The 25,073-nt window shown below is 41.7% G+C and carries 24 protein-coding genes; all 24 read left to right on the top strand.

Features of this window, described 5'->3' with window-relative positions:
• Nucleotides 1–78: 78 nt before the first annotated feature.
• The 24 genes from M9H69_RS06710 to M9H69_RS06595 all read left to right on the top strand — a co-directional run bounded on the left by M9H69_RS06710 (nucleotide 79) and on the right by M9H69_RS06595 (nucleotide 25,072).
• Entirely contained in the window at nucleotides 79–2,037 is a 1,959-nt protein-coding gene (locus M9H69_RS06710) for a peptide ABC transporter substrate-binding protein (protein WP_250315166.1), read from the top strand.
• 145 nt (nucleotides 2,038–2,182) lie between these two features.
• Nucleotides 2,183–3,277: a cystathionine gamma-synthase gene (locus tag M9H69_RS06705; RefSeq protein WP_250315165.1), complete on the top strand. Its 1,095-nt coding sequence runs from the start codon at nucleotides 2,183–2,185 to the stop codon at nucleotides 3,275–3,277.
• A gap of 7 nt (nucleotides 3,278–3,284) precedes the next feature.
• Complete coding sequence (locus tag M9H69_RS06700; protein ID WP_250315164.1) at nucleotides 3,285–4,451, top strand: MalY/PatB family protein; 1,167 nt, start codon at nucleotides 3,285–3,287, stop codon at nucleotides 4,449–4,451.
• Nucleotides 4,452–4,543: 92 nt separating this feature from the next.
• Nucleotides 4,544–7,639, top strand: a complete 3,096-nt coding sequence (locus M9H69_RS06695) for a DEAD/DEAH box helicase (protein ID WP_250315163.1) — start codon at nucleotides 4,544–4,546, stop codon at nucleotides 7,637–7,639.
• Nucleotides 7,640–7,686: 47 nt separating this feature from the next.
• A complete protein-coding gene (locus M9H69_RS06690) occupies nucleotides 7,687–8,298 on the top strand; it encodes a cystathionine gamma-synthase (protein ID WP_247946311.1) in 612 nt (203 codons plus the stop codon).
• Nucleotides 8,299–8,309: 11 nt separating this feature from the next.
• Nucleotides 8,310–9,644 (top strand): UDP-N-acetylmuramate--L-alanine ligase, encoded by a 1,335-nt coding sequence (gene murC, locus M9H69_RS06685; protein WP_250315162.1) that lies wholly within the window; start codon nucleotides 8,310–8,312, stop codon nucleotides 9,642–9,644.
• Between the two features lie 9 nt (nucleotides 9,645–9,653).
• Nucleotides 9,654–10,121, top strand: coding sequence for a GNAT family N-acetyltransferase (locus M9H69_RS06680; protein ID WP_250315161.1), 468 nt, complete (start codon nucleotides 9,654–9,656; stop codon nucleotides 10,119–10,121).
• Entirely contained in the window at nucleotides 10,118–10,621 is a 504-nt protein-coding gene (locus M9H69_RS06675; protein ID WP_250315160.1) for a GNAT family N-acetyltransferase, read from the top strand. The genes M9H69_RS06680 and M9H69_RS06675 overlap by 4 nt, the downstream gene beginning before the upstream one ends.
• Before the next feature lie 74 nt (nucleotides 10,622–10,695).
• Nucleotides 10,696–12,447: an endolytic transglycosylase MltG gene (gene mltG, locus M9H69_RS06670; protein ID WP_250315159.1), complete on the top strand. Its 1,752-nt coding sequence runs from the start codon at nucleotides 10,696–10,698 to the stop codon at nucleotides 12,445–12,447.
• Between the two features lie 61 nt (nucleotides 12,448–12,508).
• Nucleotides 12,509–12,991, top strand: coding sequence for a transcription elongation factor GreA (gene greA, locus M9H69_RS06665; RefSeq protein ID WP_000818770.1), 483 nt, complete (start codon nucleotides 12,509–12,511; stop codon nucleotides 12,989–12,991).
• A 76-nt stretch (nucleotides 12,992–13,067) separates the two neighbouring features.
• Nucleotides 13,068–14,432, top strand: a complete 1,365-nt coding sequence (locus M9H69_RS06660; RefSeq protein WP_057489444.1) for an amino acid permease — start codon at nucleotides 13,068–13,070, stop codon at nucleotides 14,430–14,432.
• A gap of 101 nt (nucleotides 14,433–14,533) precedes the next feature.
• A complete protein-coding gene (locus M9H69_RS06655) occupies nucleotides 14,534–14,944 on the top strand; it encodes a GNAT family N-acetyltransferase (RefSeq protein WP_250315158.1) in 411 nt (136 codons plus the stop codon).
• A 59-nt stretch (nucleotides 14,945–15,003) separates the two neighbouring features.
• Entirely contained in the window at nucleotides 15,004–15,600 is a 597-nt protein-coding gene (locus M9H69_RS06650; RefSeq protein WP_250315157.1) for an HAD family hydrolase, read from the top strand.
• Between the two features lie 147 nt (nucleotides 15,601–15,747).
• A complete protein-coding gene (locus M9H69_RS06645; protein WP_250315156.1) occupies nucleotides 15,748–15,957 on the top strand; it encodes a helix-turn-helix transcriptional regulator in 210 nt (69 codons plus the stop codon).
• Nucleotides 15,947–16,420: a DUF6773 family protein gene (locus M9H69_RS06640; protein ID WP_000797306.1), complete on the top strand. Its 474-nt coding sequence runs from the start codon at nucleotides 15,947–15,949 to the stop codon at nucleotides 16,418–16,420. The genes M9H69_RS06645 and M9H69_RS06640 overlap by 11 nt, the downstream gene beginning before the upstream one ends.
• The gene (locus M9H69_RS06635; RefSeq protein WP_250315155.1) at nucleotides 16,410–16,898 is read left to right on the top strand and encodes a DUF6773 family protein; all 489 of its coding nucleotides are present in this window, start codon (nucleotides 16,410–16,412) and stop codon (nucleotides 16,896–16,898) included. Before M9H69_RS06640 ends, M9H69_RS06635 begins: the two co-directional genes overlap by 11 nt.
• A gap of 116 nt (nucleotides 16,899–17,014) precedes the next feature.
• Nucleotides 17,015–18,469: a nicotinate phosphoribosyltransferase gene (locus M9H69_RS06630; RefSeq protein ID WP_250316175.1), complete on the top strand. Its 1,455-nt coding sequence runs from the start codon at nucleotides 17,015–17,017 to the stop codon at nucleotides 18,467–18,469.
• Between the two features lie 2 nt (nucleotides 18,470–18,471).
• Nucleotides 18,472–19,296, top strand: a complete 825-nt coding sequence (gene nadE / locus M9H69_RS06625; RefSeq protein ID WP_247917477.1) for an ammonia-dependent NAD(+) synthetase — start codon at nucleotides 18,472–18,474, stop codon at nucleotides 19,294–19,296.
• A gap of 156 nt (nucleotides 19,297–19,452) precedes the next feature.
• On the top strand, nucleotides 19,453–20,004 hold the full coding sequence (locus M9H69_RS06620; RefSeq protein ID WP_250315154.1) for a GNAT family N-acetyltransferase: 552 nt from the start codon (nucleotides 19,453–19,455) through the stop codon (nucleotides 20,002–20,004).
• A gap of 162 nt (nucleotides 20,005–20,166) precedes the next feature.
• A complete protein-coding gene (gene ccdA2 / locus M9H69_RS06615) occupies nucleotides 20,167–20,877 on the top strand; it encodes a thiol-disulfide oxidoreductase-associated membrane protein CcdA2 (RefSeq protein ID WP_250315153.1) in 711 nt (236 codons plus the stop codon).
• Between the two features lie 13 nt (nucleotides 20,878–20,890).
• On the top strand, nucleotides 20,891–21,454 hold the full coding sequence (locus M9H69_RS06610) for a redoxin family protein (protein ID WP_250315152.1): 564 nt from the start codon (nucleotides 20,891–20,893) through the stop codon (nucleotides 21,452–21,454).
• Between the two features lie 9 nt (nucleotides 21,455–21,463).
• Nucleotides 21,464–22,576 carry a peptide-methionine (R)-S-oxide reductase MsrB gene (gene msrB / locus M9H69_RS06605; protein WP_250315151.1) on the top strand — a complete coding sequence of 371 codons (1,113 nt, stop codon included), beginning with the start codon at nucleotides 21,464–21,466 and terminating at the stop codon, nucleotides 22,574–22,576.
• Between the two features lie 70 nt (nucleotides 22,577–22,646).
• Nucleotides 22,647–23,384, top strand: a complete 738-nt coding sequence (locus tag M9H69_RS06600) for a response regulator transcription factor (protein WP_250315150.1) — start codon at nucleotides 22,647–22,649, stop codon at nucleotides 23,382–23,384.
• Nucleotides 23,381–25,072 carry a cache domain-containing sensor histidine kinase gene (locus M9H69_RS06595; RefSeq protein WP_250315149.1) on the top strand — a complete coding sequence of 564 codons (1,692 nt, stop codon included), beginning with the start codon at nucleotides 23,381–23,383 and terminating at the stop codon, nucleotides 25,070–25,072. Before M9H69_RS06600 ends, M9H69_RS06595 begins: the two co-directional genes overlap by 4 nt.
• Nucleotide 25,073: the final 1 nt, after the last annotated feature.

Raw genomic sequence — 25,073 nt, 5'->3', positions numbered from 1 at the left:
TTTTCTTCAGAAATCACTTGACTAAATAAAACCAAAGCTGTATAATAAGACAAATCTTTAAAACAGGAGGTTCTGGAAATGAAAAAGTCTAAGGCCAAGTATCTGACACTTGCAAGTGTCGTGTTAAGCGCAGGTATCTTACTGAGCGCATGTGGAAACTCAACTAGTTCTTCTAAAACATATAACTATGTTTATTCGAGCGATCCATCTAGTTTGAACTATCTTGCAGAAAACCGTGCAACAACCAACGACATCGTTACTAATTTGGTAGATGGATTGATGGAAAATGACCAATACGGTAACTATGTTCCATCGTTGGCAGAGGATTGGACTGTTTCTCAGGACGGTTTGACCTATACTTACAAATTGCGTAAGGATGCAAAATGGTATACCTATGAGGGTGAAGAATATGCCCCCGTAACGGCGCAAGATTTTGTCACTGGGTTGAAATATGCTGCTGATAAAAAATCCGAAGCCTTGTACCTGGTTCAAGACTCTGTAGCTGGTTTGGATGATTATATCAACGGTAAAACAACTGACTTTTCAACTGTCGGTGTTAAGGCGATTGATGACCAAACAGTTCAGTACACTTTGACACGTCCAGAACCTTATTGGAACTCTAAAACAACTTCAACCATTCTCTTCCCTGTCAATGCGGACTTCCTGAAATCAAAAGGGGATGATTTTGCTAAGGTAGACCCTTCTAGTATTTTGTACAATGGACCTTTCTTAATGAAATCTTTTGTTTCAAAATCTGTTATCGAATTCAAGAAAAATCCCAACTACTGGGATGAAAAAAATGTCTTTGTGGATGATGTGAAATTGGCCTATTATGATGGTAGTGACCAAGATGCACTAGCACGTAACTTTGTAGAAGGAGTCTATAGCTACGCGCGTCTCTATCCAAATAGCTCAAGCTTTGAAGGAATTAAAGAGAAGAACAAGGATAACATCATCTATAGTATGCAAAATGCAACTTCTTATTACTTGAACTTCAACTTGGACAGAAAATCTTATAACTTCACTTCTAAGTCCTCTGATATCGAAAAGAAATCAACCCAAGAAGCAGTTCTGAATAAAAACTTCCGTCAAGCCTTCAACTATGCTTATAACCGTACAGCCTATGGAGCACAATCACAAGGGGAGGACGGAGCAACGAAGATTATTCGTAACTTGGTTGTACCTCCTACATTTGTAAGTATCAACGGAAAAGACTTTGGCGATGTTGTTTCAGAAAAGATGGTCAACTATGGCCAAGAATGGCAAGGAATCAATTTTGCAGATGCGCAAGATCCATACTACAATCCTGACAAGGCTAAAGCTAAATTTGCGGAAGCCAAGAAAGAATTGGAAGCTAAGGGTGTACAATTCCCAATCCACTTGGATGTATCTGTAGACCAATCAGCTAAAAAAGGTGTACTTGAAACGAGCTCTTTGAAACAATCCATCGAATCTGTTCTCGGAGCTGAGAATGTGGTTATCGATATCCAACAATTATCAACAGATGACTACGATAATTCTAGCTACCTCGCTCAAACTGCAGCTCAAAAAGACTTTGATATCTATAATGGTGGTTGGAGTGCGGACTACTTGGATCCATCAAGCTATCTAGATATCCTAAATGTCAATAACGGCGGTATGTTGCAAAACCTCGGTCTAGAACCAGGTGAGGTTAATGACAAGGCTAAGGCAGTTGGTCTGGATACTTACACTCAAATGTTGGAAGAAGCGAACAAGGAGCAAGACCCAGCAAAACGTTATGAAAAATATGCTGAAATTCAAGCTTGGCTCGTTGATAGCGCCCTTGCAATTCCAAACGTTTCCCAAGGTGGAACACCTGGCTTGAGAAAGACAGTTCCATTCTCAGCGCCATTCTCACAAGCTGGAAATAAGGGTGTCGAATCATACAAATACCTCAAGTTGCAAGATAAGACTGTAACGACTGATGAGTATGAAAAAGCTAAAGAAAAATGGCAGAAAGAAAAAGAAGAATCAAATAAAAAAGCCCAAGAAGAACTGGCAAAACACGTTAAATAACCAGTCTATTCAACAGGAAAAACGATAGTTTCTCAAGGAACTATCGTTTTTGTATAGTTTGAAACTATAACTAGCTCTTGAAAAGAAGAAAATGAGTTGGAGAAAATAAATGATACAATAGTTACTATAGATTTGGAGGTATTGTATGAGCAAAGAACGACACATGAACACAATTTTGGCCCAGGCGGGAATCAAGTCAGATAAGGCAACAGGTGCCTTGGTAACTCCGCTTCATTTTTCAACAACTTATCAGCATCCAGAGTTTGGCCAGTCTACGGGATTTGACTACACTCGCACTAAAAACCCAACTCGGAGTAAGGCGGAGGAAGTCTTGGCTGCGATCGAATCGGCAGACTACGCCCTAGCAACGAGCTCAGGTATGGCCGCGATTGTACTGGCCTTTAGTGTCTTTCCGGTAGGAAGTAAGATCCTAGCAGTGCGTGACCTTTATGGTGGTTCTTTCCGTTGGTTCAACCAAGTCGAGCAGGAAGGTCGTTTTCATTTTGCCTATGCCAATACAGAAGAAGAATTGATTGCCGAGTTAGAGAAAGATGTGGATATTCTCTATATCGAAACCCCAACCAACCCTTTGATGTTGGAATTTGATATTGAAAAACTAGCAAAATTGGCTCATGCTAAGGGTGCCAAAGTGGTGGTGGACAATACCTTCTATAGTCCGATTTACCAACGTCCAATTGAAGATGGAGCGGATATCGTTCTGCATTCAGCAACTAAGTATCTAGCAGGCCACAATGATGTCTTGGCTGGAGTGGTTGTGACCAATAGTTTAGAACTATACGAGAAGCTTTTCTACAATCTCAATACGACAGGAGCAGTCTTGTCACCATTTGACAGTTATCAATTGATTCGTGGTCTCAAGACCTTGTCTCTTCGTATGGAACGCTCAACAGCCAATGCCCAAGAAGTGGTTGACTTTTTGAAGGATTCTGCAGCAGTTAAGGAAGTTCTCTATACTGGTCGCGGGGGGATGATTTCCTTTAAAGTAGTGGATGAAAAGCGTATTCCTCATATTTTAAATAGCTTAAAGGTCTTCTCATTTGCAGAAAGTTTGGGTGGAGTGGAGAGTCTGATCACCTATCCGACAACTCAGACTCATGCGGATATTCCAGCAGAAGTGCGCCATTCCTATGGCTTAACAGATGACCTCTTACGCTTGTCTATTGGGATTGAAGATGCTAGAGATTTGATTGCGGACTTGCGCCAAGCCTTGGAAGGATAAGACAGATATGGGAAAATATGATTTTACAAGCCTGCCCAATCGTTTTGGGCATCATACCTATAAATGGAAAGAGGCAGAAGCTGATCTAGAAGTTCTACCAGCTTGGATAGCGGATATGGACTTTGTAGTCTTGCCTGAAGTTCGACAAGCTGTACAAGCCTACGCAGATCAGTTGGTCTATGGCTATACTTATGCAAGCGACGCTTTGATTGAGTCGGTTCAAGAATGGGAAGCCAGCCAACACGGTTATCACTTTGACAAAGATGCTCTCGTCTTTATCGAGGGAGTGGTACCAGCTATTTCAACAGCCATTCAAGCCTTTACAAAAGAAGGAGAAGCTGTTCTGATTAACACACCAGTCTATCCACCGTTTGCCCGCAGTGTCAAACTGAACAATCGCCGATTGATTACCAATTCTTTGGTGGAAAAGAATGGTCTGTTTGAGATTGACTTTGACCAGTTGGAGAAGGATATGGTGGAAGAGGATGTGAAGCTTTATATCCTTTGCAATCCTCACAATCCTGGTGGACGTATTTGGGAAAAGGAAGTGTTAGAAAAGATTGGTCATCTCTGCCAAAAACACGGTGTCTTGTTGGTTTCAGATGAGATTCACCAAGATTTGGCCCTCTTTGGTCACAAGCACCAGTCTTTCAATACCATTGATCCTGCTTTTAAAGACTTTGCCCTTATCTTGAGTAGTGCCACTAAAACCTTTAATATTGCTGGGACCAAGAATTCCTATGCAGTTATTGAAAATCCAAAGCTTCGAGTTGCTTTCCAGAAACGCCAGTTGGCCAATAACCAGCATGAAATCTCAGGCTTGGGCTATTTGGCGACAGAAGCTGCCTACCGTTATGGCAAGGACTGGTTAGGAGAGTTAAAAGAAGTCATCGAGGACCACATTAACTATGTAGTGGATGTTTTGGGCAACGAAACCAAGATTAAGGTCATGAAACCACAAGGTACCTACTTGATCTGGCTTGATTTTTCAGCCTATGACCTAACGGATGACCGCTTGCAAGAGCTTTTGAAGAATGAAGCCAAGGTCATCCTCAACCGAGGTTTGGACTTTGGGGAGAAGGGAACTCTTCATGCCCGCCTCAATGTAGCCATGCCGAAGTCAGTATTGGAAGAGGTTTGTCAACGCATCGTGACCACTTTTGCTACACTTTAAAAATCCAGCCTTCTAGAAGAAAAGTCTTCCTAGAAGGCTATTTTCATAGGGGAAAATGTGGTATAATGAAAAGATAAGATAAAGGGGTAACTATGGCTAAATTGATTCCGGGAAAGTTGCGCATGGAGGGTGTTACTCTCTATGAGACAGGCAACATTGAGATTATCAAGGAAAAAGGGAATCGCCTCTATACTCGTGTGGCGGGAGAAGACTTGCGCTACAGCTTAGAGGATGATCTTGTTTTTTGTTCTTGTGATTTTTTCCAAAAAAGAGGTTACTGTGTTCACCTCGCAGCGCTAGAGCATTATCTGAAGAATGATGAAGAAGGCCAGGTGATTTTACAAGCCTTAGAAAAAGGACATGAAGAGCAAGAAGAGGTCGAAACCAAGGTTAGTTTTGGCGGTAGTTTTTTGGAGCGTATTCAACCTCAGAAGAGAGAGAAAATCTACACTTTGTCGGCTCAAGGGCAGGTGGAAGCTGGAACCAATCGCCTCCTTTGGACTCTTCGAATCGGTTTGCTTGAGAGTCAAAAATATTATGTCATTCGTGACCTCCCTCTCTTTTTGAAGGTCTTGGTCCAACGAAAGCCATACATGATTGGGAAACACTATGAAAATGACTTGTCTTGGGATGCTTTTGATACAGCTAGTCAAGAAGTTCTTACTTTTTTATGTGGCTTGATTGAGGAGGGACTGAGTCAAGACCTCTTTTTCCCAAATCAAGGTCGTCACCTCTTTTTCCCTCTGACCTTTTTTGAGCAGGGAGTGGAGTTGCTGATGAACTTGGAAGATTTTCATTTTGACCACCAGCTTGATAGTTATGAGAATCTCCTCTTTCACGATTTAGATCCGGAAGCGAACCTTTTCTCTTTTAATGTGCAGGAGTACCCAGATTACTTTGAGATGGAGATTTCTGAGACTGAGCGAGTCAACGTATTCTATGGGGGAGCGGTTCTCTTTCGTAAAGGAAATGTTTATTTCTTGACCCCTAATCAGATAACTCTTTTGAAGGAACTCAAGGAGCTTCCTCAGGAGGAAAGAGGGAGAAAATACCTCCAGTTTGACAACAGTGATCGTGACCTCCTAGCCGCCTGTCTGCCTTTGTTTGGGCAGCTGGGCACGGTTTCTGCTCCCGAGCGTCTGCAAATCAGACCCTTTTCACCAATCTTTTACTTTAATAAGGAGGATGACGGTCGTATCCGCTTGGATATCCAGTTTGACTATGGAGATGTTAAGGTGACTAGTCATCAACAGCTGGAACAATTACCATTTTCAAGCGATGCCGTCTTGGAAAACCAGCTATTTCAAGTCTGTTTAGGGGCTGGTTTTGAGGCTGATTTTCAGTCTTGGAGACAGGCTTTGAAGCCAGAGGCAGTTTATTCTTTTTTTCACCATACGATTCCAGCTTTTGAGAAGTTGGGTCAGGTTTTCTTGTCTGATGAGATGAATCAGCTCTACAGCGTCCAAGCTCCTCAGGTTCAGATTGAGTCCAAGGGAGGATTGTTGGAAATCCAATTTGATTTCCAAGGGATTGCCCAAGAAGAGATTGATCAAGCTCTTAAAGCCCTGACCAGCAATCAGGATTTCTATATCAGTTCTTCTGACCAAGTGTACTTTTTTGATGAGGAAACCAAGCAGATTCGTCAAAATTTGCAGGAACTGGGGGTTGAGCTAAAAGATGGTTCTTTTCAAGCTCGAAAATCTCTGGCTTATAGCCTTTCTCAGCTTTTTGAAGGTCGAGACAGGATCTCCTTCTCGGAAGAATTTCAGCATTTAGCTCATGATTTGACTCATCCAGAGGACTTTCCTTTGGGAGATATACGGGTGCAGGCGAGTTTGAGAGACTACCAGGAAAAGGGAGTCCGTTGGCTCCAGATGCTTCATCACTATGGTTTTGGTGGCATTCTGGCAGATGATATGGGACTGGGAAAAACATTGCAAACTATCGCTTTTTTGACTAGTCAGGTGACCGAAGATAGTCGGATCTTGATTTTAACGCCGTCAGGTTTGATCTACAATTGGGCAGATGAATTTAGGAAATTTGCCCCACAGTTGGATTTGGCTGTCGTTCATGGTTTGAAAGCGAATCGAGAAGCAATTCTTTCTGAAAATCACCAAATCTATGTGACTAGCTATGCCACCTTTCGTCAAGACAGCGAGCTTTATCAAGAGATGGCTTTTGATTTTCTCTTTTTAGATGAAGCCCAGGTCATGAAAAATGCCCAGACTAAGATTGCTCAGAGTTTGCGCCAGTTCGTGGTGCCGGCAGTTTTTGCTTTGTCAGGTACGCCCATCGAAAATCATTTAGGAGAGTTGTGGTCTATCTTTCAAATTGTGCTTCCGGGGCTCTTACCAAGTAAAAAGGAGTTTATGAAATTACCGGCTGACCGAGTAGCGCAATTTATCAAGCCCTTCGTCATGAGGCGTAAGAAAGAAGAAGTCCTAACAGAACTACCTGATCTGATCGAAGTTGTCTATAAAAATGAACTGGAAGACCAGCAGAAGGCCATCTATCTCGCCCAGTTGCAACAGATGCGAGACCGCCTAGCACAAGTGACAGATCAAGAATTCCAGAGAAGTCGGGTAGAAATCTTATCTGGTCTCATGCGTTTGCGCCAGATCTGCGATACGCCAGCTCTTTTTATGGACAATTACCAAGGAGCCAGTGGTAAATTGGATAGTCTCCGAGATTTATTGCTACAAGTAGCAGATGGTGGGCATCGGGTCTTGATTTTCTCTCAATTTAAAGGAATGTTGGAAAAAATCGAGCAAGAGCTCCCAAATTTGGGCTTGACTTCCTTCAAAATTACGGGCTCAACTCCTGCTCAAGACCGACAAGAGATGACCAAAATATTTAATCAAGGGGAAAGGGATATCTTTCTCATCTCCCTTAAGGCAGGTGGTGTCGGTCTCAATCTGACAGGAGCTGACACCGTCATCCTAGTGGACCTCTGGTGGAATCCTGCTGTCGAGGCTCAGGCTATCGGACGAGCTCATCGAATGGGACAGGAGCGGAAGGTAGAAGTTTATCGTTTGATTACTAGAGGAACCATTGAAGAAAAGATTCAAGAACTCCAAGAACAGAAGAGACACCTAGTTTCCCAAGTTTTAGATGGGACGGAATCGCGTGCGAGTCTTAGTCTGGCAGAAATTCGAGAAATTTTAGGGATTTCTGAAGCCAGCACTTGAAAAATCAAGACAATACGCTATAATGAAGTGTTGAAAGGAAATACAAAATGAAACAAGATCGATTTCCATTGGTGTCAGATGATGAGATCATGCTGACCAAAATGCCAGTCATGGACTTGTACGATGAGTCAGACTTTATTAGCAATATCAAGGGTGATTACCGCGATAAAAACTATTTGGAATGGTCTCCTATCAATGAGGAACAGGCTGTAACTCCTTCGGTAGCTAGCAAGGAGTCAAAACCAGGCCCAGAACCTAAAAAAATTGAAAAAACGTATGCTGAATTGGCTAGAGAAGAGGCTCGTGCGGACTTGAAGAAGAAACGTTCGGCCAAGTATTTGACTCAGGATGTTAGTCATACTAGACGACACAATGGTTCAACACTTGTTCGTCAAGGAAACCAACCAACAGCACCATTTCAAAAGGAAAATCCAGGTGAGTTTGCCAAGTTTAGTAAAAACTTGAGCCAGTCCCACTATATTCTAGCCGAGGAAGCTGGCCAGGTAGTGACTCCAACTCCGAAATCTCAAACGGAAAAGGCTAAAAAGAACAACTATGATTTTCTAAAGAAGAGTCAAATATATAATAAAAAGAATAAGCAAACGGAACAGGAACGTCAGGTTGCCCAAGAGTTGAATCTGACAAGAATTACTGAGTAAGGGAGAAAAACATGTCAAAAACATATCATTTTATTGGAATCAAGGGATCAGGGATGAGTGCCTTGGCCTTGATGTTGCACCAAATGGGACACAAGGTTCAAGGTTCAGACGTTGAAAAATACTACTTTACTCAACGTGGACTAGAGCAGGCAGGGATTACGATTCTTCCTTTTGATGAAAAGAACCTGCAAGGGGATCTTGAAATTATTGCTGGAAATGCCTTTCGTCCAGATAATAACGTTGAAATCGCCTATGCCGACAAAAATGGTATCAGCTACAAACGTTACCATGAATTCCTAGGCAGCTTTATGCGTGACTTTGTCAGCATGGGGGTTGCAGGAGCGCATGGTAAGACATCAACGACTGGGATGCTGTCTCATGTTTTGTCTCACATCACAGACACTAGCTTCTTGATTGGGGATGGAACGGGTCGAGGTTCTGAAAATGCTAAGTATTTTGTTTTTGAATCTGACGAATATGAGCGTCATTTCATGCCTTACCACCCAGAATACTCTATTATCACCAATATTGACTTTGACCATCCAGACTACTTTACTAGTCTAGAGGATGTTTTCAATGCCTTTAATGACTATGCTAAACAAATTACCAAAGGTTTATTCGTCTACGGTGAGGATGCTGAGTTGCGTAAGATTACAGCCAATGCTCCAATCTATTACTATGGCTTTGATGCTGAGGGAAATGACTTTGTAGCCAGCGACCTTCTACGTTCTACGACTGGTTCGACCTTCACAGTCCATTTCCGCGGACAAGAGTTGGGTCAATTCCACATTCCAACCTTTGGTCGTCACAATATTATGAATGCGACAGCCGTTATTGGTTTACTTTATACAGCAGGGTTTGACTTGAACTTGGTACGTGAACACTTGAAAACATTTGCTGGTGTCAAGCGTCGTTTCACTGAAAAGGTTGTCAATGGCACCATTATTATTGATGATTTCGCCCACCATCCAATGGAAATCATTGCGACCTTAGATGCGGCTCGTCAGAAATACCCAAGCAAGGAAATTGTTGCAATCTTCCAACCACACACTTTTACTAGAACCATTGCCCTATTGGACGATTTTGCTAAAGCTTTGAGCCAGGCAGATGCTGTTTACTTGGCGAAAATCTATGGATCAGCCCGTGAGGTGGACCATGGTGACGTCAAGGTAGAAGACCTAGCAGATAAAATTAAGAAGAAAAGCCAAGTCATCACAGTTGAAAATGTATCACCACTCCTTGAGCATGATAATGCAGTTTATGTCTTTATGGGAGCAGGAGATATCCAAACCTATGAGTACTCATTTGAACGTCTCTTGTCTAATTTGACAAGTAACGTCCAATAAGAAAAAAGAATGGAAATTCCAATCACCATAGGACGGGCTACTTTATCGGATTTAGAAGAAATTGTAGCAATTGAAGAATCTTGTTTATCCTCAGAAGAAATGGTGAACTACGAGTTTTTAGAAGAGAGTATCCGTAAGATTGCGGCTACCCTTCTTGTAGCTAGAGATGAAAACCAGCTCGTAGGCTATGTTTTAGGAGAATCTCAGTCTCTTCATCCCACATGGATAGAAATAAAATCATTTGCTATTCATCCTGACCATCGCGGGCAAGGCTTGGGGACCCTTCTTCTTGCTAGCTTGAAACAAGTGGCGGTAGAAGGAGGGTATGAGTATCTTCGCTTGACTTGTCCTGATGACTTGCTCTCTTATTTTGAGATGAATGGCTTTGTTGCAGAAGAAGTGACAGGTAGTCAATATGACAGTGGTTCTGAATGGTATATGACTTGGGCTAATCCTTTTTATCAGGAGGAAGTATGAAAATCAGACAAGCGAGATTTTCAGATTTAGATCGGATTATAGAGATAGAGCTAGAGAATTTCTCCCTTGAAGAAGCTATTCCTCGTTCCGTCTTTGAGGCGCATTTGCGGGAAATTCAGACCAGTTTTCTGGTAGCTGAAAAAGAGGGACATATTCTTGGTTATATCGAAGGTCCAGTCGTCCCACAACGCCATCTACATGATCAGTCCTTTACAGAAGAAATAAAAGACTATAGCCATCAATCTGGAGGTTATATTTCTGTGACTTGCCTATCTATTGCCAAGGAAGCACAAGCTTTGGGAGTTGGGAAAAGACTATTAAAGGCTCTGAAAGAAGTCGCTTTAGAACATGAACGAGAAGGTATCAATTTGACCTGTCATGACTATCTCATCCCTTATTATGAAAAACATGGATTTGTGAATGAAGGGGTATCCCAGTCAAGCTTTGCTGGGGAAACATGGTATGATATGGTTTGGCAGCCAGAAAATAAAGAAAACTAGCTAGGGAATGCCCTAGTTAGTTGCTTTTCTGCGACTTTTAAGATATAATATTATGGATTGTCAACAAGGAGGTAATGCTTTTGACTGAAAAATCAAGAGAAGAAGAAAAATTAAGCTTTAAAGAGCAGATTCTACGTGATTTAGAGAGAGTGAAAGAACAAGATAGGAGAGAGAAAGAAGTAGACATTCCAAATCTGACAGCTTCATCATCTCAAGCTAGTTCAGTAACTCCTGTAAATCCTGAATCGGATGCTTCAACAGAAGAGTTGATGGCTGATTCCCTATCTGTTGTCGATAAAATTCTAAAGAATGCGCCGAGTGTTCCTCCACTTTCGAGTGCTGAAGCTGATAAAACGGATGAAAAAGAAGAGAAAGAGATTAGACAGCCTGTCATTGACAAGATTGAAGTTGTAGAATCTGAAGAACCTCTAGTAGAACCGATTCATCCAGCTGAAGAACCTGTAGTGGAGTCCGTTCAACCTAAGGTGGAACCAGTTGATCTTGAACCTGAAGAAAAAGAATTTAACGATACTCCGACCAAGATAGATGTGACTTATAAGACAGAAGAGGCCAATACATCAGTTCCTTCTTCTGATAATAAAGCTGAAGCGCTAGTTTCAACTGGATCCTCAGACAGATTAACGGAGGAACCACGTCGTAACCGTCGCCGTAAAGGTAAAAAACCAACCAAGAAAAAGAAGAAATCAAAGGCCAAAGGTTTCCTAGTAACCTTTTTAGTCCTCTTGGTGCTTGTGGCTGCTGGTGGATACTTTGGATACGGTTACGTTCAAAACTCTTTGAAACCTGTTGATGCGAGCTCTAAGGAGTATGTGACAGTTCAAATTCCAGAAGGATCAAATGTACAACAAATTGGGAGTACTTTGGAAAAATCTGGTTTGGTCAAACATGGACTTATCTTTAGTATTTATGCTAAGTATAAGGGTTCAGACTTGAAGTCAGGTTATTACAATTTGAAGAAAAGCATGAGTACGGATGACTTAATTCAAGAATTGCAAAAAGGTGGAACTCCTGAACCTCAAGAACCAGTGCTTGCGAACTTAACTATTCCAGAAGGTTATACCTTAGAGCAAATTGCTCAGACAGTAGGTCAACTCCAAGGTGATTTTAAAGAACCTCTTACAGCGGATGCTTTCCTGGCAAAAGCTCAAGATGAAACCTTCATCTCCCAACTAGTAGCTAAGTATCCAAACCTTCTTGGAAGTCTTCCAACAAAAGACAGTGGCGTTCGTTATCGCCTTGAAGGTTACCTTTTCCCAGCAACCTACACTATCAAAGACAGCACCACAGTTGAAAGCTTGATTGATGATATGTTAGCAGCTATGGACAAGGCCATGTCACCGTATTACACTACGATCAAAGAAAAGAATCTGACAGTTAATGAATTGCTCAGTATTGCTTCTCTTGTCGAAAAAGAAGGGGCTAAGACCGAAGATCGTAAATTGATTGCGGGAGTCTTCTATAACCGCTTGAATCTTGGTATGCCACTTCAAAGCAACATTGCTATCTTGTATGCTGAAGGAAAACTTGGCCAAAAGATTAGCTTGGCTGATGATACTGCAATTGATACTACGATTGATTCACCTTATAATGTTTATACACATCTTGGCCTCATGCCCGGCCCAGTTGATAGTCCAAGCCTTGATGCTATTGAAGCAAGTGTAAATCAGACAAAGAGTGAGTACTTATACTTTGTAGCTAATGTTGAAGACGGTAAAGTATACTTTGCAACGACAAAAGAAGAGCATGACCAAAACGTTGCAGAACATATCAATAGTAAATTAACACAATCAAGTAGTTCAAACTAAAATTATGTGGTTTTCCACATAATTTTGTTTTAAAAAAGTAATAGAAAAGAAAGTTGAAAAAATGGCAGAAAAAACTTACCCAATGACCCTTGAAGAAAAGAAAAAGTTAGAAAAAGAATTAGAAGAATTGAAACTCGTTCGTCGTCCTGAAGTAGTAGAGCGTATCAAAATTGCTCGTTCGTACGGGGATCTTTCAGAAAACAGCGAGTACGAAGCAGCTAAGGATGAACAAGCTTTTGTTGAAGGACAAATTTCAAGTCTAGAAACCAAAATTCGCTATGCTGAAATTGTTAATAGCGATGCAGTTGCCCAAGATGAGGTAGCTATCGGTAAGACCGTAACCATTCAAGAAATCGGTGAAGAGGAAGAGGAAGTTTACATCATCGTCGGTTCTGCAGGTGCGGATGCTTTCGCTGGGAAGGTATCAAATGAAAGTCCGATTGGACAAGCTTTGATCGGCAAAAAAACAGGCGATATTGTTACGATTGAGACACCTGTTGGTAGTTACGATGTCAAAATTTTAAAGGTTGAAAAAACAGCCTAAATAGAATGAAAACGGAGTAGTGGAGGTCTTGACTTGCTCAACTCCTTTTTGATTTTTTGAATAAATAGGAGACTATATGAGTTCAAATAAGAAAAAAAATAAAATGGAGCGTGGTTTAACCAATCGCCATGTTCAGGTGATGGCCATTGCGGGGACAATCGGAACAGGACTTTTCCTAGGTGCTGGTCGTTCTATCAGCCTTACTGGACCTTCTATCATCCTGATTTACATGATTACAGGAGCCTTTATGTTTTTGATGATGAGGGCTGTTGGGGAGATGCTATATCAGGATCCAGAACAACATACTTTTATCAACTTTATCACCCGTCATTTGGGGAAAGGCTGGGGGTATTTCTCTGTTTGGTCTTATTGGTTGTCTGTTGTATTTATCGGTATGGCAGAAATCACTGCGATTTCGCATTATGTTCAGTTTTGGTTTCCTTCTTGGCCTAGTTGGTTGATTCAGATTGTTTTTTTAACGATTTTGGCCTTGGTTAATCTGATTGCGGTTAAGCTCTTTGGAGAAGTCGAGTTTTGGTTTGCTATGGTTAAGATTGTGGCTATTTTAGCTATGATTGCAACAGGGGTCTTTATGGTCTTGACAGGATTTGAAACACCATATGGTGCTGCAAGTCTGGCAAATATCAGCAATCAATTCTCTCTTTTCCCAAATGGAGTCATGAACTTTGTCATGGCCTTTCAAATGGTATTTTTTGCCTATCTGATGATTGAATTTATCGGAGTGACAACCTCTGAAACGAAGAATCCTCGTCAAGTTTTGCCCAAAGCTGTTAAGGAAATTCCTCTCCGAATTGTCTTCTTCTATGGTGGCGCTCTATTAGCCATTATGTCTATTATTCCCTGGAGAGAACTTGCTTCTTCAGATTCACCATTTGTAACGGTCTTTGAGCTGGCAGGTATCAAGTGGGCGGCAGCTCTGATTAACTTCGTTGTTTTGACGTCGGCAGCATCTGCTCTTAATTCAACCCTCTATTCAACAGGGCGACACCTCTACCAGATTGCTCATGATTCACCCAATCGCTTCCTAAAAGCGATCAAGGCAGATACTCTCTCTCGCCATAATGTTCCACAAAATGCTATTATTGCTTCAGCAATCTTAATTGCTCTGGCTGCTTTTATCAATGTGTTGCCAGGTGTTTCCGATGCCTTTGCTTTGATTACGGCGTCTTCATCAGGTGTTTACATCGCGATTTATATCTTGATCATGGTGGCTCATCTCAAATACCGCAAGTCACAAGACTTCATGGCGGATGGCTACCTCATGCCCCATTACCGTTTTCTAAATCCTTTAACCATGCTCTTCTTTATCTTTGTCTTTGTAACCCTCTTTTTACAAGAATCTACTTTTATGGGAGCAATTGGTTCAGCTATCTGGATTATCGGTTTCGGAATTTATAGCCAGTGGAAATTTAGAAAATAACTCATGAACTCATCAACTCAGCTTGGTGAGTTTTTTTCTAGTTTGACAGTCTATTGAAATAAGATTATAATCAAGCTGTAGCAGTTTATTAGGAGGTTTGGATGCACGTTAGATTGGAAAATAAGGCGTCCCAGAAAGCGCAAGAAATAGGAAATTTGATTCGTTCTTATAATCGTTCCAAAAGAGAAGAGGCTGAAAGCGAGCTCCTGAACCTTTATGTTGAAGACGAAAAGGGCAATCTCCTGGCAGGCTTAGTAGCAGAGACTTTCGGAAATTGGCTGGAAATCGAATATTTGTTTGTGAGAGAGGAATTGCGAGGACAGGGAATCGGTTCAAAACTATTGGAGCAAGCTGAAAGTGAAGCTAAGAATCGAAACTGTCGTTTTGCTTTCGTCAATACTTACCAGTTCCAAGCGCCAGATTTTTATAAAAGCCATGGCTACAAGGCAGTCTTTACCTTGCAAAACTATCCCTATACAGGACAAAGATACTATTACCAAAAGGATTTGTAAGCTGAATATGAAAGTATAAATCAAAGAGGAAATTTTCACATCACTATGGAGGTGGGCTAATGGATATCATACTAGATATGGGCAACGTTTTATTAGAATGGAACAAAAATAAGATTTTGCAAGGTGTTTCGGATACGAAGGAAGAATATTTGATTTTAGATAAGGCCATTTTTCAGTCGGGGCTTTGGGAAAGATTAGATCTTGGAACCATGACGAGAGAAGAGTTGGTGCTTAAAGTTGTGTCAATGATTGGCAGGACCTATCAAAAGAAGGTCGAAGAAGTTATCTGGAACTGGCCTAGCTACATTGACATTTATACGGAAGTCTCTCCTGTCTTGTCAGAACTAAAGAAAAAGGGGCATCGCATCTTTGTCTTGTCCAATACCTCAAAGGTATTTTATGACTTGCTGGAAGAGCAACTATCTCCCTTAAAAGAACTTTTAGATGGCTTTGTCTTATCCTGTGATATAAAAGCTATAAAGCCTGATTTGGTAATGTTTAAGGAGATTCTCTATAAATACCAGCTAGATCCTACAAATTGTGTCTTTCTAGACGATATTGAGGACAATACAAACACAGCTCAGAAATTGGGCATCAAGGCCCATCAGGTCAAGAAAAGAAGTGATGTCGTTGATATTTTGAAATCCTATATTTAAAGGCAACGCTCTCTATTTTTTGTAGTAGAGAGTTTTTTTGTTAATAAAATCTTACAAAATGACATTTATATATTGCATTAAGTTAGATATATGGTATAATGTTTTTAAAAGAAGCGCAACTTTTTAAGAATGTGAAGGAGGACGCTAGTGGCTAAAAATTTAAAGTTAAAATCAGCTCGGGTGGAGCGTGATTTAACACAAGGGGATTTGGCAGAAGCTGTGGGCGTTACTAGGCAGACTATAGGCTTGATTGAAGCTGGGAAATACAATCCTAGTCTCTCCCTCTGCCAGTCCATTTGCAGATGCTTAGGAAAAACATTAGACCAACTATTTTGGGAGGAAGAAGATGAAAAATAGAAAAAAACTTGTGATCAAAGATGAACGTACGGAAAAATTGGATGGAAAGATTTCAGGAGAAATTCTTTTGGGAATGTGCCTATTTTTGGCACTGGAAATTTTTGCCAAAGTTTATATTTTTAATTTAACGCTTCTATCCTATTCACCAGAATTACTTTTATTGATTGGAGTAGGTTTGTATGCCATTATTCGCCGCATGTATGTAGGAATTGATATTCGAGATATTGTTGAGAATACTGGAAAAGAAAGAATTTTATCTGCTTTGGGATTTTCTATAGTGGTTTTATTGATTGATATCGTAGGCAATCGCGAGGAACTGGTCAGTCTATTGACTTGGAAGTACTCCCTAAAAGTGGTTCTAGCAGTTATCATCTATCTCGTTGGGAGTTATTCTATGGACCGAGTTATTCTATACTTGAATCGCAGAAATCAGCAAGTTTGGGAGGAAGAAGATGAAAAATAGATTTTTTTATTATCAATTACTAGACGAAAGGGAAGAACAACTGATTAACAAAGCTGGGACAGAGTCTTTTTATGTGTTTATTGGGCTCATTCTACTGAGTTATTTGGTGGCAGTATTAGCACCTGCTCTTTTTAATCCTAATATTCTTCTGATTACCCTTTTGTTAGGAATTTTCTTCTTTTTCAATCGTGCACGACATCTTGGAGTGACCTACTATAGTCGTTTTCATTTTACAATTATAGGGTGTCTGCTGGTGACTCTCGCTATTACGACTCTCTTGATGTTGCAAAATTATCAATTCAATATCGAAATTTATCAGCACAATCCTTTGAACGTTAAATACTTATCTGCTTGGGTGCTTACTTATCTGATTTATCTTCCTTGGGTTTTTATTGGCAATCTCGGGCTTAAAAGTTATGGCGAATGGGCTCAAAAAAAGTTTGAGCAAGATATGGATGAACTGGAGAATGGAGAATAGCTTGTTAGCTTTTTATCAATCTCGGTAAAATGTGTTATAATAGTACTGATTTATCGGATGGTGTGAAAGTGGTAGAATACGTTCATACCTTTATAAAGAAGGAAGAAGGAAAACAGATGTATCCAGATGATAGTTTGACATTGCACACGGACTTGTACCAGATTAATATGATGCAAGTTTACTTTGACCAAGGGATTCACAATAAGAAGGCGGTCTTTGAGGTTTACTTCCGCCAGCAACCGTTTAACAACGGTTATGCGGTTTTTGCTGGTTTGGAAAGAATTGTGAACTATCTTAAAGACTTGCGCTTTTCAGATAGCGATATTGCCTACTTGGAGTCGCTTGGCTATCACGGTGCGTTCTTAGACTACCTCCGCAATCTCAAGTTGGAGTTGACGGTTCGTTCTGCCCAGGAAGGGGACTTGGTTTTTGCTAATGAGCCAATTGTTCAGGTGGAAGGCCCTCTAGCCCAATGTCAATTGGTTGAAACGGCTCTTTTAAACATCGTTAACTTTCAAACCTTGATAGCGACTAAGGCGGCACGTATTCGTTCGGTTATTGAAGATGAACCCTTGATGGAGTTTGGGACACGTCGTGCGCAAGAAATGGATGCAGCTATCTGGGGAACACGCGCAGCCGTGATTGGTGGCGCCAATGGAACCAGCAACGTGCGTGCTGGTAAACTCTTTGATATTCCTGTCTTGGGGACTCATGCCCATGCCTTGGTACAAGTTTATGGAAACGACTATGAAGCCTTTAAGGCTTATGCATCAACCCATCGTGACTGTGTCTTTCTAGTAGATACTTATGATACGCTTCGCATCGGTGTGCCAGCTGCCATTCAGGTGGCGCGTGAGCTGGGTGATCAGATTAACTTTATGGGTGTGCGGATCGACTCTGGGGACATTGCCTACATTTCCAAGAAAGTCCGTCAGCAACTGGACGAGGCTGGATTCACAGAGGCTAAGATCTATGCTTCCAATGATTTGGATGAAAATACTATTCTCAACCTCAAGATGCAAAAGGCCAAGATTGATGTCTGGGGTGTGGGAACCAAGCTGATTACAGCCTATGATCAGCCAGCTCTTGGGGCAGTTTATAAGATTGTAGCTATCGAAGATGAGAATGGTCGTATGCGCAATACCATCAAACTGTCTAATAATGCTGAAAAAGTATCAACGCCAGGTAAGAAACAGGTGTGGCGCATTACCAGTCGTGAAAAAGGCAAGTCAGAAGGCGACTACATCACCTATGATGGTGTGGATGTGAGCGGTATGACTGAAATCAAGATGTTCCATCCGACTTATACATACATCAAGAAGACCGTTCGTAATTTTGATGCCGTTCCTCTCTTAGTGGATATCTTTAAAGAAGGAAAATTGGTTTACGATTTGCCTAGTTTGACCGAGATTCAGTCCTATGCTCGCAAAGAATTTGACAAGCTTTGGGATGAGTATAAACGGGTACTCAATCCACAGCACTATCCAGTAGATTTGGCGCATGATATTTGGCAAGATAAGATGGACTTGATTGACAAGATGCGCAAAGAAGCCCTTGGTGAAGGAGAATAAGAATGAGTTTGCAAGAGACCATTATCCAGCAACTGGGTGTCAAGCCAGTGATTGACGCTCAGGAAGAAATCCGTCGTTCCATTGACTTCTTAAAAAGATACTTGAAAAAACACCCCTTCCTTAAAACTTTTGTACTAGGGATTTCTGGAGGTCAGGACTCAACCTTAGCAGGGCGCTTGGCGCAATTAGCTATGGAAGAAATGCGAGCAGAGACAGGAGATGACAGCTACCAATTTATCGCTGTCCGCCTGCCCTATGGCGTGCAAGCTGATGAAGCAGATGCTCAAAAAGCTCTTGCTTTCATCCAACCAGATGTCAGCTTGGTTGTGAATATCAAGGAATCAGCTGATGCCATGGCAGCTGCAGTTGAAGCGACAGGAAGTCCTGTTTCAGACTTTAACAAGGGCAATATTAAAGCTCGTAGTCGTATGATTGCCCAATATGCCCTTGCGGGTGCCCATAGCGGAGCGGTCATTGGAACAGATCATGCTGCGGAAAATATCACAGGTTTCTTTACTAAGTTTGGTGATGGTGGTGCAGACATTCTCCCCCTTTACCGCCTCAATAAACGTCAAGGAAAGCAACTCTTGAAAGAGCTTGGTGCAGACCCAGCCCTTTATGAAAAAATCCCAACAGCAGATTTGGAAGAAGAAAAACCAGGTATTGCAGACGAAGTCGCACTTGGAGTCACTTACAATGAAATTGATGATTACCTAGAAGGCAAAACAATCAGCCCAGAAGCCCAAGCGACTATTGAAAACTGGTGGCACAAAGGCCAACATAAACGCCACCTACCCATCACCGTATTTGATGACTTTTGGGAGTGAAAACCTCCAGTGGAGGTTTTCAGCCCGAGTCTAGAAACGGGAAAACGAGGAACCTCCAGTAGAGGTTTTTAGCCTCTCACCTTGAAATAAAAAGTGAGAGTTAGTCCGGGGGACCTTTTTAGCTTGAGCCTTAAGCTTAGAAAGCGAGGTAACATTATGGAAGCAATCGGTACGCAAATGTTACAGACAGATCGTTTGATTTTGAGAAGATTTGTGGAGAGTGATGCGGAAGCCATGTTTCAAAATTGGGCTTCGTCTGCTGAGAATCTGACCTATGTCACCTGGGATCCTCATCCTGATGTCGAGGTGACTCGAAACTCGATTCGAAATTGGGTTGCATCCTATCCCAATCCCAACTATTACAAATGGGCCATTTGTCTCAAAGAAAATCCTGAGCAAGTGATAGGAGATATCAGCATCGTTGAGATGAATGAGAAAGATTCAAGTTGTGAAATTGGATATATTTTAGGAAAAAACTATTGGGGTCGTGGTATTATGACGGAAGCCTTGAAAGCTGTCTTAGACTTCTGTTTTACTCAAGCGGGCTTTCAAAAGGTCAGAGCACGTTATGCCAGTCTTAACCCAGCTTCAGGTCGTGTGATGGAAAAGGCGGGGATGTCCTATCTCAAGACCATTGCCAATGGTGTGGAGAGAAAAGACTACGTTTCGGACCTTATTTATTACCAGATAAGTAGGGAAGACAGGTGATTTCTTTTCTGTTTCTATCAAAGTCAGACCTTGTCTGGCTTTTTTTGTGCCAGATTTCTGAATAAACTGATTAAATTCCTATTTTTCCCTATCATTGTCCCTGTTTTTTCTGGAGTTTTGGAGCTATAATAGTCCTATCAAATCAAAGAATGGAGGAAGGCAATGGACAATGTATTCTTTTTTATCAGTGTTTTTCTTGCTGGAATTCTTTCCTTCTTTTCTCCTTGTATCTTACCCTTGTTACCGGTCTATGCAGGGGTCTTGTTGGATGACAAAGATGGTGCTCAGGCTTCTAGCGGAAAAATTTCAATCTCATTTGTTAGTTTATTGCGAACTCTGGCATTTATAGCGGGGATTTCTTTTATCTTTATCTTACTGGGCTATGGAGCTGGTTTTTTAGGCAATTTGCTGTATGCTTCTTGGTTTCAGTATGTGACAGGTGCAGTTATCATTCTTTTGGGTTTGCACCAGATGGAAGTCTTACATTTTAAGGGACTTTACAAGGAAAGAAGGCTACAATTAAAGAGACAGGGACAAAGCGGTAAGGGCTATAGTCAGGCATTTTTACTGGGGTTGACCTTTAGTTTTGCTTGGACGCCATGTGTAGGGCCGGTTCTGGGGTCTGTTTTGGCCTTAGCGGCTTCAGGTGGCTCAGGTGCTTGGCAGGGAGCTGGTTTCATGTTGGTTTACACGCTGGGTTTGGCGCTACCATTTTTGGTTCTAGCTCTCGCCTCCAGCTATGTTTTGAAACATTTTCGAAAACTCCATCCTTACCTCGGAACCCTCAAAAAAGTGGGTGGTTTCCTCATTATCGTGATGGGAATCTTGGTGCTTTTGGGAAATGCTTCCATTTTGACAAGATTATTTGAATAGAGAGGAAGAAGAAATGAAAAAATGGCAAACTTGTCTCCTTGGAGTAGGCTCAGTCTGTTGCTTGGCAGCTTGTTCGGCTAAAAACATGTCAGGCGAATCTACTATGAAGGAGCAAACCAAAACAGAACAGGTCAGTTCACAAACTGCCACTAAAGGTCAGGCAGTCGCTGATTTTGAACTGACAGGTGTAGATGGTAAGACCTATCGCTTATCTGATTACAAGGGCAAGAAAGTCTATCTCAAATTCTGGGCTTCTTGGTGTTCCATCTGTCTAGCCAGCCTTCCAGATACGGACGAAATCGCTAAGGATGCTGGAGACGACTATGTGGTCTTGACAGTGGTGTCTCCTGGCCACAAGGGTGAGCAAGCGGAAGCAGACTTTAAGAACTGGTACAAAGGCTTAGATTATAAAAATTTTCCAGTTTTAATTGATCCATCAGGCAAACTCTTGGAAAGTTATGGTGTTCGTTCTTATCCAACTCAAGCCTTTATAGACAAGGAAGGCAAGCTGGTCAAAACGCAACCAGGTTTTATGGATAAGGATATGATTTTAAAAACATTAAAGGAAATGGGGTAGAGAAAGGCTATGAATGATAAAGTAAAACTTTTTGTCTTGGCAGGGGTCATTCTCCTAGTCCTAACCGGTTTCTATTTTCTATTGATGCGAAATGCAGGGCAGACAGATAGCTCGCAAATTGAGAAAGCGTCAGTTAGTCAAGGAGGAAAAACAGTGAAAAAAACAGAAGTCAGTAAAGACGCAGACTTGCACGAAATTTACCTAGCTGGGGGATGTTTCTGGGGAGTAGAGGAATACTTCTCACGCGTTCCTGGAGTGACAGATGCCGTTTCAGGCTATGCAAATGGTAGAGGGGAAACAACCAAGTACGAATTGATCAACCAAACAGGTCATGCGGAAACCGTCCATGTCACCTATGATGCTAATCAAATTTCCCTCAAGGAAATCCTGCTTCATTATTTCCGCATTATCAATCCAACCAGCAAAAATAAACAAGGAAATGATGTGGGGACTCAGTATCGTACCGGCGTATATTACACAGATGACAAGGATTTGGAAGTAATAAACCAAGTCTTTGATGAAGTTGCTAAGAAATACGACCAACCTCTGGCAGTTGAAAAGGAGGCCTTGAAGAATTTTGTAGTGGCTGAGGATTACCACCAAGACTACCTCAAGAAAAATCCAAATGGCTACTGTCATATCAATGTCAATCAGGCGGCCTACCCTGTCATCGATGCCAGCAAATATCCCAAACCAAGCGATGAAGACTTGAAAAAGACCTTGTCACCTGAGGAGTATGCAGTTACCCAGAAAAATCAAACAGAACGAGCTTTTTCAAACCGTTACTGGGATAAATTTGAATCTGGTATCTATGTAGATGTAGCTACTGGCGAACCTCTCTTTTCATCAAAGGACAAGTTTGAGTCTGGTTGTGGCTGGCCTAGTTTCACCCAACCCATCAGCCCAGATGTTGCTACCTACAAGGAAGATAAGTCCTACAATATGACGCGCATGGAAGTGAGAAGCCGAGTTGGAGATTCTCACCTTGGCCATGTCTTTACAGATGGGCCTCAGGACAAGGGTGGCTTACGCTACTGTATCAATAGTCTCTCTATCCGATTTATTCCCAAAAACCAAATGGCAGAAAAAGGCTATGCCTATTTACTAGATTATGTTGATTAAGAAGGCTTTCCTAAGCAGTTAGAGGAGAATTTTGCTATACTGATACTAGTAAGTGGTAAAGGAGCCGAGCATGACCTACACAATCTTAATCGTAGAAGATGAGTATCTAGTAAGACAAGGCTTGACCAAGCTGGTTAATGTAGCAGCCTACGGTATGGAAATCATCGGTCAAGCTGAAAATGGAAGACAGGCTTGGGATTTGATTCAAAAGCAGGTGCCAGATATCATTTTAACCGATATCAATATGCCTCAGCTGAATGGCATCCAGTTGGCCAGTCTGGTACGAGAAACCTATCCTCAGGTGCATTTGGTATTTTTGACAGGCTACGATGATTTTGATTATGCCTTGTCTGCTGTCAAACTAGGTGTCGATGACTATCTGCTCAAGCCCTTTTCTCGTCAGGATATTGAGGAAATGTTGGGGAAAATCAAACAAAAACTAGACAAGGAAGAAAAGGAAGAGCAGTTACAAGATTTATTAACCGATAAGTTTGAAGGAAACCTGGCTCAGAAGATTCAGTCCCATCTGGCTGATAGCCAGTTTAGTTTGAAGTCTTTGGCCAGTGATTTGGGCTTTAGCCCGACCTATCTGAGCTCCTTGATTAAGAAAGAGTTGGGTCTACCTTTTCAGGATTATCTGGTGAGAGAACGTGTCAAACAAGCCAAGCTCTTGCTTCTGACCACGGATTTAAAGATTTACCAGATAGCAGAAAAGGTTGGTTTTGAAGATATGAACTATTTTACCCAACGTTTTAAACAGATTGCAGGTGTGACACCTCGTCAGTTTAAGAAGGGGGAAGGTCGATGAAACGTTCTTCTCTCCTAGTCAGAATGGTTATTTCCATCTTTCTGGTCTTTCTCATTCTCCTAGCTCTGGTTGGAACTTTCTACTATCAATCTAGTTCATCAGTTATTGAAGCTAGCATTGAAGGTAATAGCCAAACGACCATTAGCCAGACTAGCCACTTTATTCAGTCTTATATCAAAAAATTAGAAACCACCTCGACCAGTTTGACCCAGCAGAAGGATGTCCTAGCCTATACTGAGAATCCCAGTCAAGATAAGGTCAAGGGAATCCGAGATCTGTTTTTGACCATCTTAAAGGCAGACCAAGATTTGAAAACGGTGGTTTTGGTAACCAAGTCTGGTCAGGTCATTTCTACTGATGACAGTGTGCAGATGAAAACTTCCTCAGATATGATGGCTGAGGATTGGTACCAAAAGGCTATTCATCAGGGAGCTAAGCCAGTTTTAACCCCAGCTCGTAAATCGGATAGTCAGTGGGTTATTTCTGTCACTCAAGAACTGGTTGATGCAAAGGGAGCCAATCTTGGTGTGCTTCGCTTGGACATTTCTTATGAAACCTTGGAAGCCTATCTCAACCAACTCCAGTTGGGCCAGCAGGGCTTTGCCTTTATCATCAATGAAAACCATGAATTTGTCTACCATCCGCAACACACAGTTTATAGCTCGTCTAGTGAAATGGAGGCAATGAAACCCTACATCGAGACGAGACAGGGCTATACGCTGAATCATCAATCCTATGTCAGTCAGGAACAGATTGCAGGAACTGATTGGACGGTTATAGGCGTGTCTTCGTTGGAGAAGTTAGACCAGGTTCGGAGTCAACTCATGTGGACCTTTCTTGCTGCTAGTGCCTTATCTCTTCTTGCCTGTATCTGCTTGGTGTGGTTCAGTCTCAAACGCTGGATTGCCCCTTTGAAGGACCTGAGAGAAACCATGCTGAAAATTGCTTCTGGTACACAAAATCTTCGTGCTAAGGAAGCTGGCGCTTATGAACTGAGAGAAGTGACTCGCCAGTTTAATGCCATGTTGGATCAGATTGATCAGCTGATGGCAGATGTGCGCAGGCAGGAAGAAGCGACCCGGCAGTATGAACTTCAAGCCTTGTCAAGCCAGATTAACCCCCATTTCCTCTATAATACTTTGGACACTATCATCTGGATGGCTGAGTTTCAGGATAGTCAGCGAGTGGTTCAGGTGACCAAGTCCTTGGCAACCTATTTCCGCTTGGCGCTCAATCAAGGAAAGGACTTGATTTCTCTTTCTGATGAAATCAATCATGTCCGCCAGTACCTCTTTATCCAGAAACAACGCTATGGTGATAAGCTGGAGTATGAGATTGATGAAGAACTTGACTTTGGTAACCTAGTCTTACCCAAGTTGGTGTTGCAACCCCTTGTAGAAAATGCCCTTTATCACGGCATCAAGGAGAAAGATGGACAGGGACATATTAAAGTTTCCGTCCAGAAAAAGGATTCAGGACTAATCATCCGCATTGAGGATGATGGTGTTGGTTTCCAAGCTACTAGCGATAGTAGTCAAAGTCAGCTCAAACGTGGGGGAGTTGGTCTTCAAAATGTTGACCAACGGCTCAAACTTCATTTTGGAGAAGATTACCAAATGAAGATTGATTCTATTCCCTCAAAAGGTACGACAGTTGAAATATACATAAATGGAATAGAAACTAGTTAAC

The sequence above is a fragment of the Streptococcus oralis genome (assembly GCF_023611505.1).
Lineage (GTDB): Bacteria > Bacillota > Bacilli > Lactobacillales > Streptococcaceae > Streptococcus > Streptococcus oralis_CT.
Note: the sequence above shows the minus strand (reverse complement) of the source record. Positions and strands in the feature narration are given on the sequence as shown.

Excerpts from the sequence above, each read along its gene's own strand:
- M9H69_RS06700 (WP_250315164.1), top strand. The coding sequence starts at position 3,285 with ATGGGAAAATATGATTTTACAAGCCTGCCCAATCGTTTTGGGCATCAT.
- greA (WP_000818770.1), top strand. The coding sequence starts at position 12,509 with ATGGCAGAAAAAACTTACCCAATGACCCTTGAAGAAAAGAAAAAGTTA.
- M9H69_RS06655 (WP_250315158.1), top strand. The coding sequence starts at position 14,534 with ATGCACGTTAGATTGGAAAATAAGGCGTCCCAGAAAGCGCAAGAAATA.
- mltG (WP_250315159.1), top strand. The coding sequence starts at position 10,696 with ATGCTTTTGACTGAAAAATCAAGAGAAGAAGAAAAATTAAGCTTTAAA.
- M9H69_RS06675 (WP_250315160.1), top strand. The coding sequence starts at position 10,118 with ATGAAAATCAGACAAGCGAGATTTTCAGATTTAGATCGGATTATAGAG.
- M9H69_RS06690 (WP_247946311.1), top strand. The coding sequence starts at position 7,687 with ATGAAACAAGATCGATTTCCATTGGTGTCAGATGATGAGATCATGCTG.
- M9H69_RS06620 (WP_250315154.1), top strand. The coding sequence starts at position 19,453 with ATGGAAGCAATCGGTACGCAAATGTTACAGACAGATCGTTTGATTTTG.
- M9H69_RS06630 (WP_250316175.1), top strand. The coding sequence starts at position 17,015 with ATGTATCCAGATGATAGTTTGACATTGCACACGGACTTGTACCAGATT.
- nadE (WP_247917477.1), top strand. The coding sequence starts at position 18,472 with ATGAGTTTGCAAGAGACCATTATCCAGCAACTGGGTGTCAAGCCAGTG.
- msrB (WP_250315151.1), top strand. The coding sequence starts at position 21,464 with ATGAATGATAAAGTAAAACTTTTTGTCTTGGCAGGGGTCATTCTCCTA.
- M9H69_RS06650 (WP_250315157.1), top strand. The coding sequence starts at position 15,004 with ATGGATATCATACTAGATATGGGCAACGTTTTATTAGAATGGAACAAA.
- M9H69_RS06600 (WP_250315150.1), top strand. The coding sequence starts at position 22,647 with ATGACCTACACAATCTTAATCGTAGAAGATGAGTATCTAGTAAGACAA.
- ccdA2 (WP_250315153.1), top strand. The coding sequence starts at position 20,167 with ATGGACAATGTATTCTTTTTTATCAGTGTTTTTCTTGCTGGAATTCTT.
- M9H69_RS06695 (WP_250315163.1), top strand. The coding sequence starts at position 4,544 with ATGGCTAAATTGATTCCGGGAAAGTTGCGCATGGAGGGTGTTACTCTC.
- M9H69_RS06705 (WP_250315165.1), top strand. The coding sequence starts at position 2,183 with ATGAGCAAAGAACGACACATGAACACAATTTTGGCCCAGGCGGGAATC.
- M9H69_RS06595 (WP_250315149.1), top strand. The coding sequence starts at position 23,381 with ATGAAACGTTCTTCTCTCCTAGTCAGAATGGTTATTTCCATCTTTCTG.
- M9H69_RS06640 (WP_000797306.1), top strand. The coding sequence starts at position 15,947 with ATGAAAAATAGAAAAAAACTTGTGATCAAAGATGAACGTACGGAAAAA.
- M9H69_RS06710 (WP_250315166.1), top strand. The coding sequence starts at position 79 with ATGAAAAAGTCTAAGGCCAAGTATCTGACACTTGCAAGTGTCGTGTTA.
- M9H69_RS06660 (WP_057489444.1), top strand. The coding sequence starts at position 13,068 with ATGAGTTCAAATAAGAAAAAAAATAAAATGGAGCGTGGTTTAACCAAT.
- M9H69_RS06635 (WP_250315155.1), top strand. The coding sequence starts at position 16,410 with ATGAAAAATAGATTTTTTTATTATCAATTACTAGACGAAAGGGAAGAA.
- M9H69_RS06610 (WP_250315152.1), top strand. The coding sequence starts at position 20,891 with ATGAAAAAATGGCAAACTTGTCTCCTTGGAGTAGGCTCAGTCTGTTGC.
- murC (WP_250315162.1), top strand. The coding sequence starts at position 8,310 with ATGTCAAAAACATATCATTTTATTGGAATCAAGGGATCAGGGATGAGT.
- M9H69_RS06680 (WP_250315161.1), top strand. The coding sequence starts at position 9,654 with ATGGAAATTCCAATCACCATAGGACGGGCTACTTTATCGGATTTAGAA.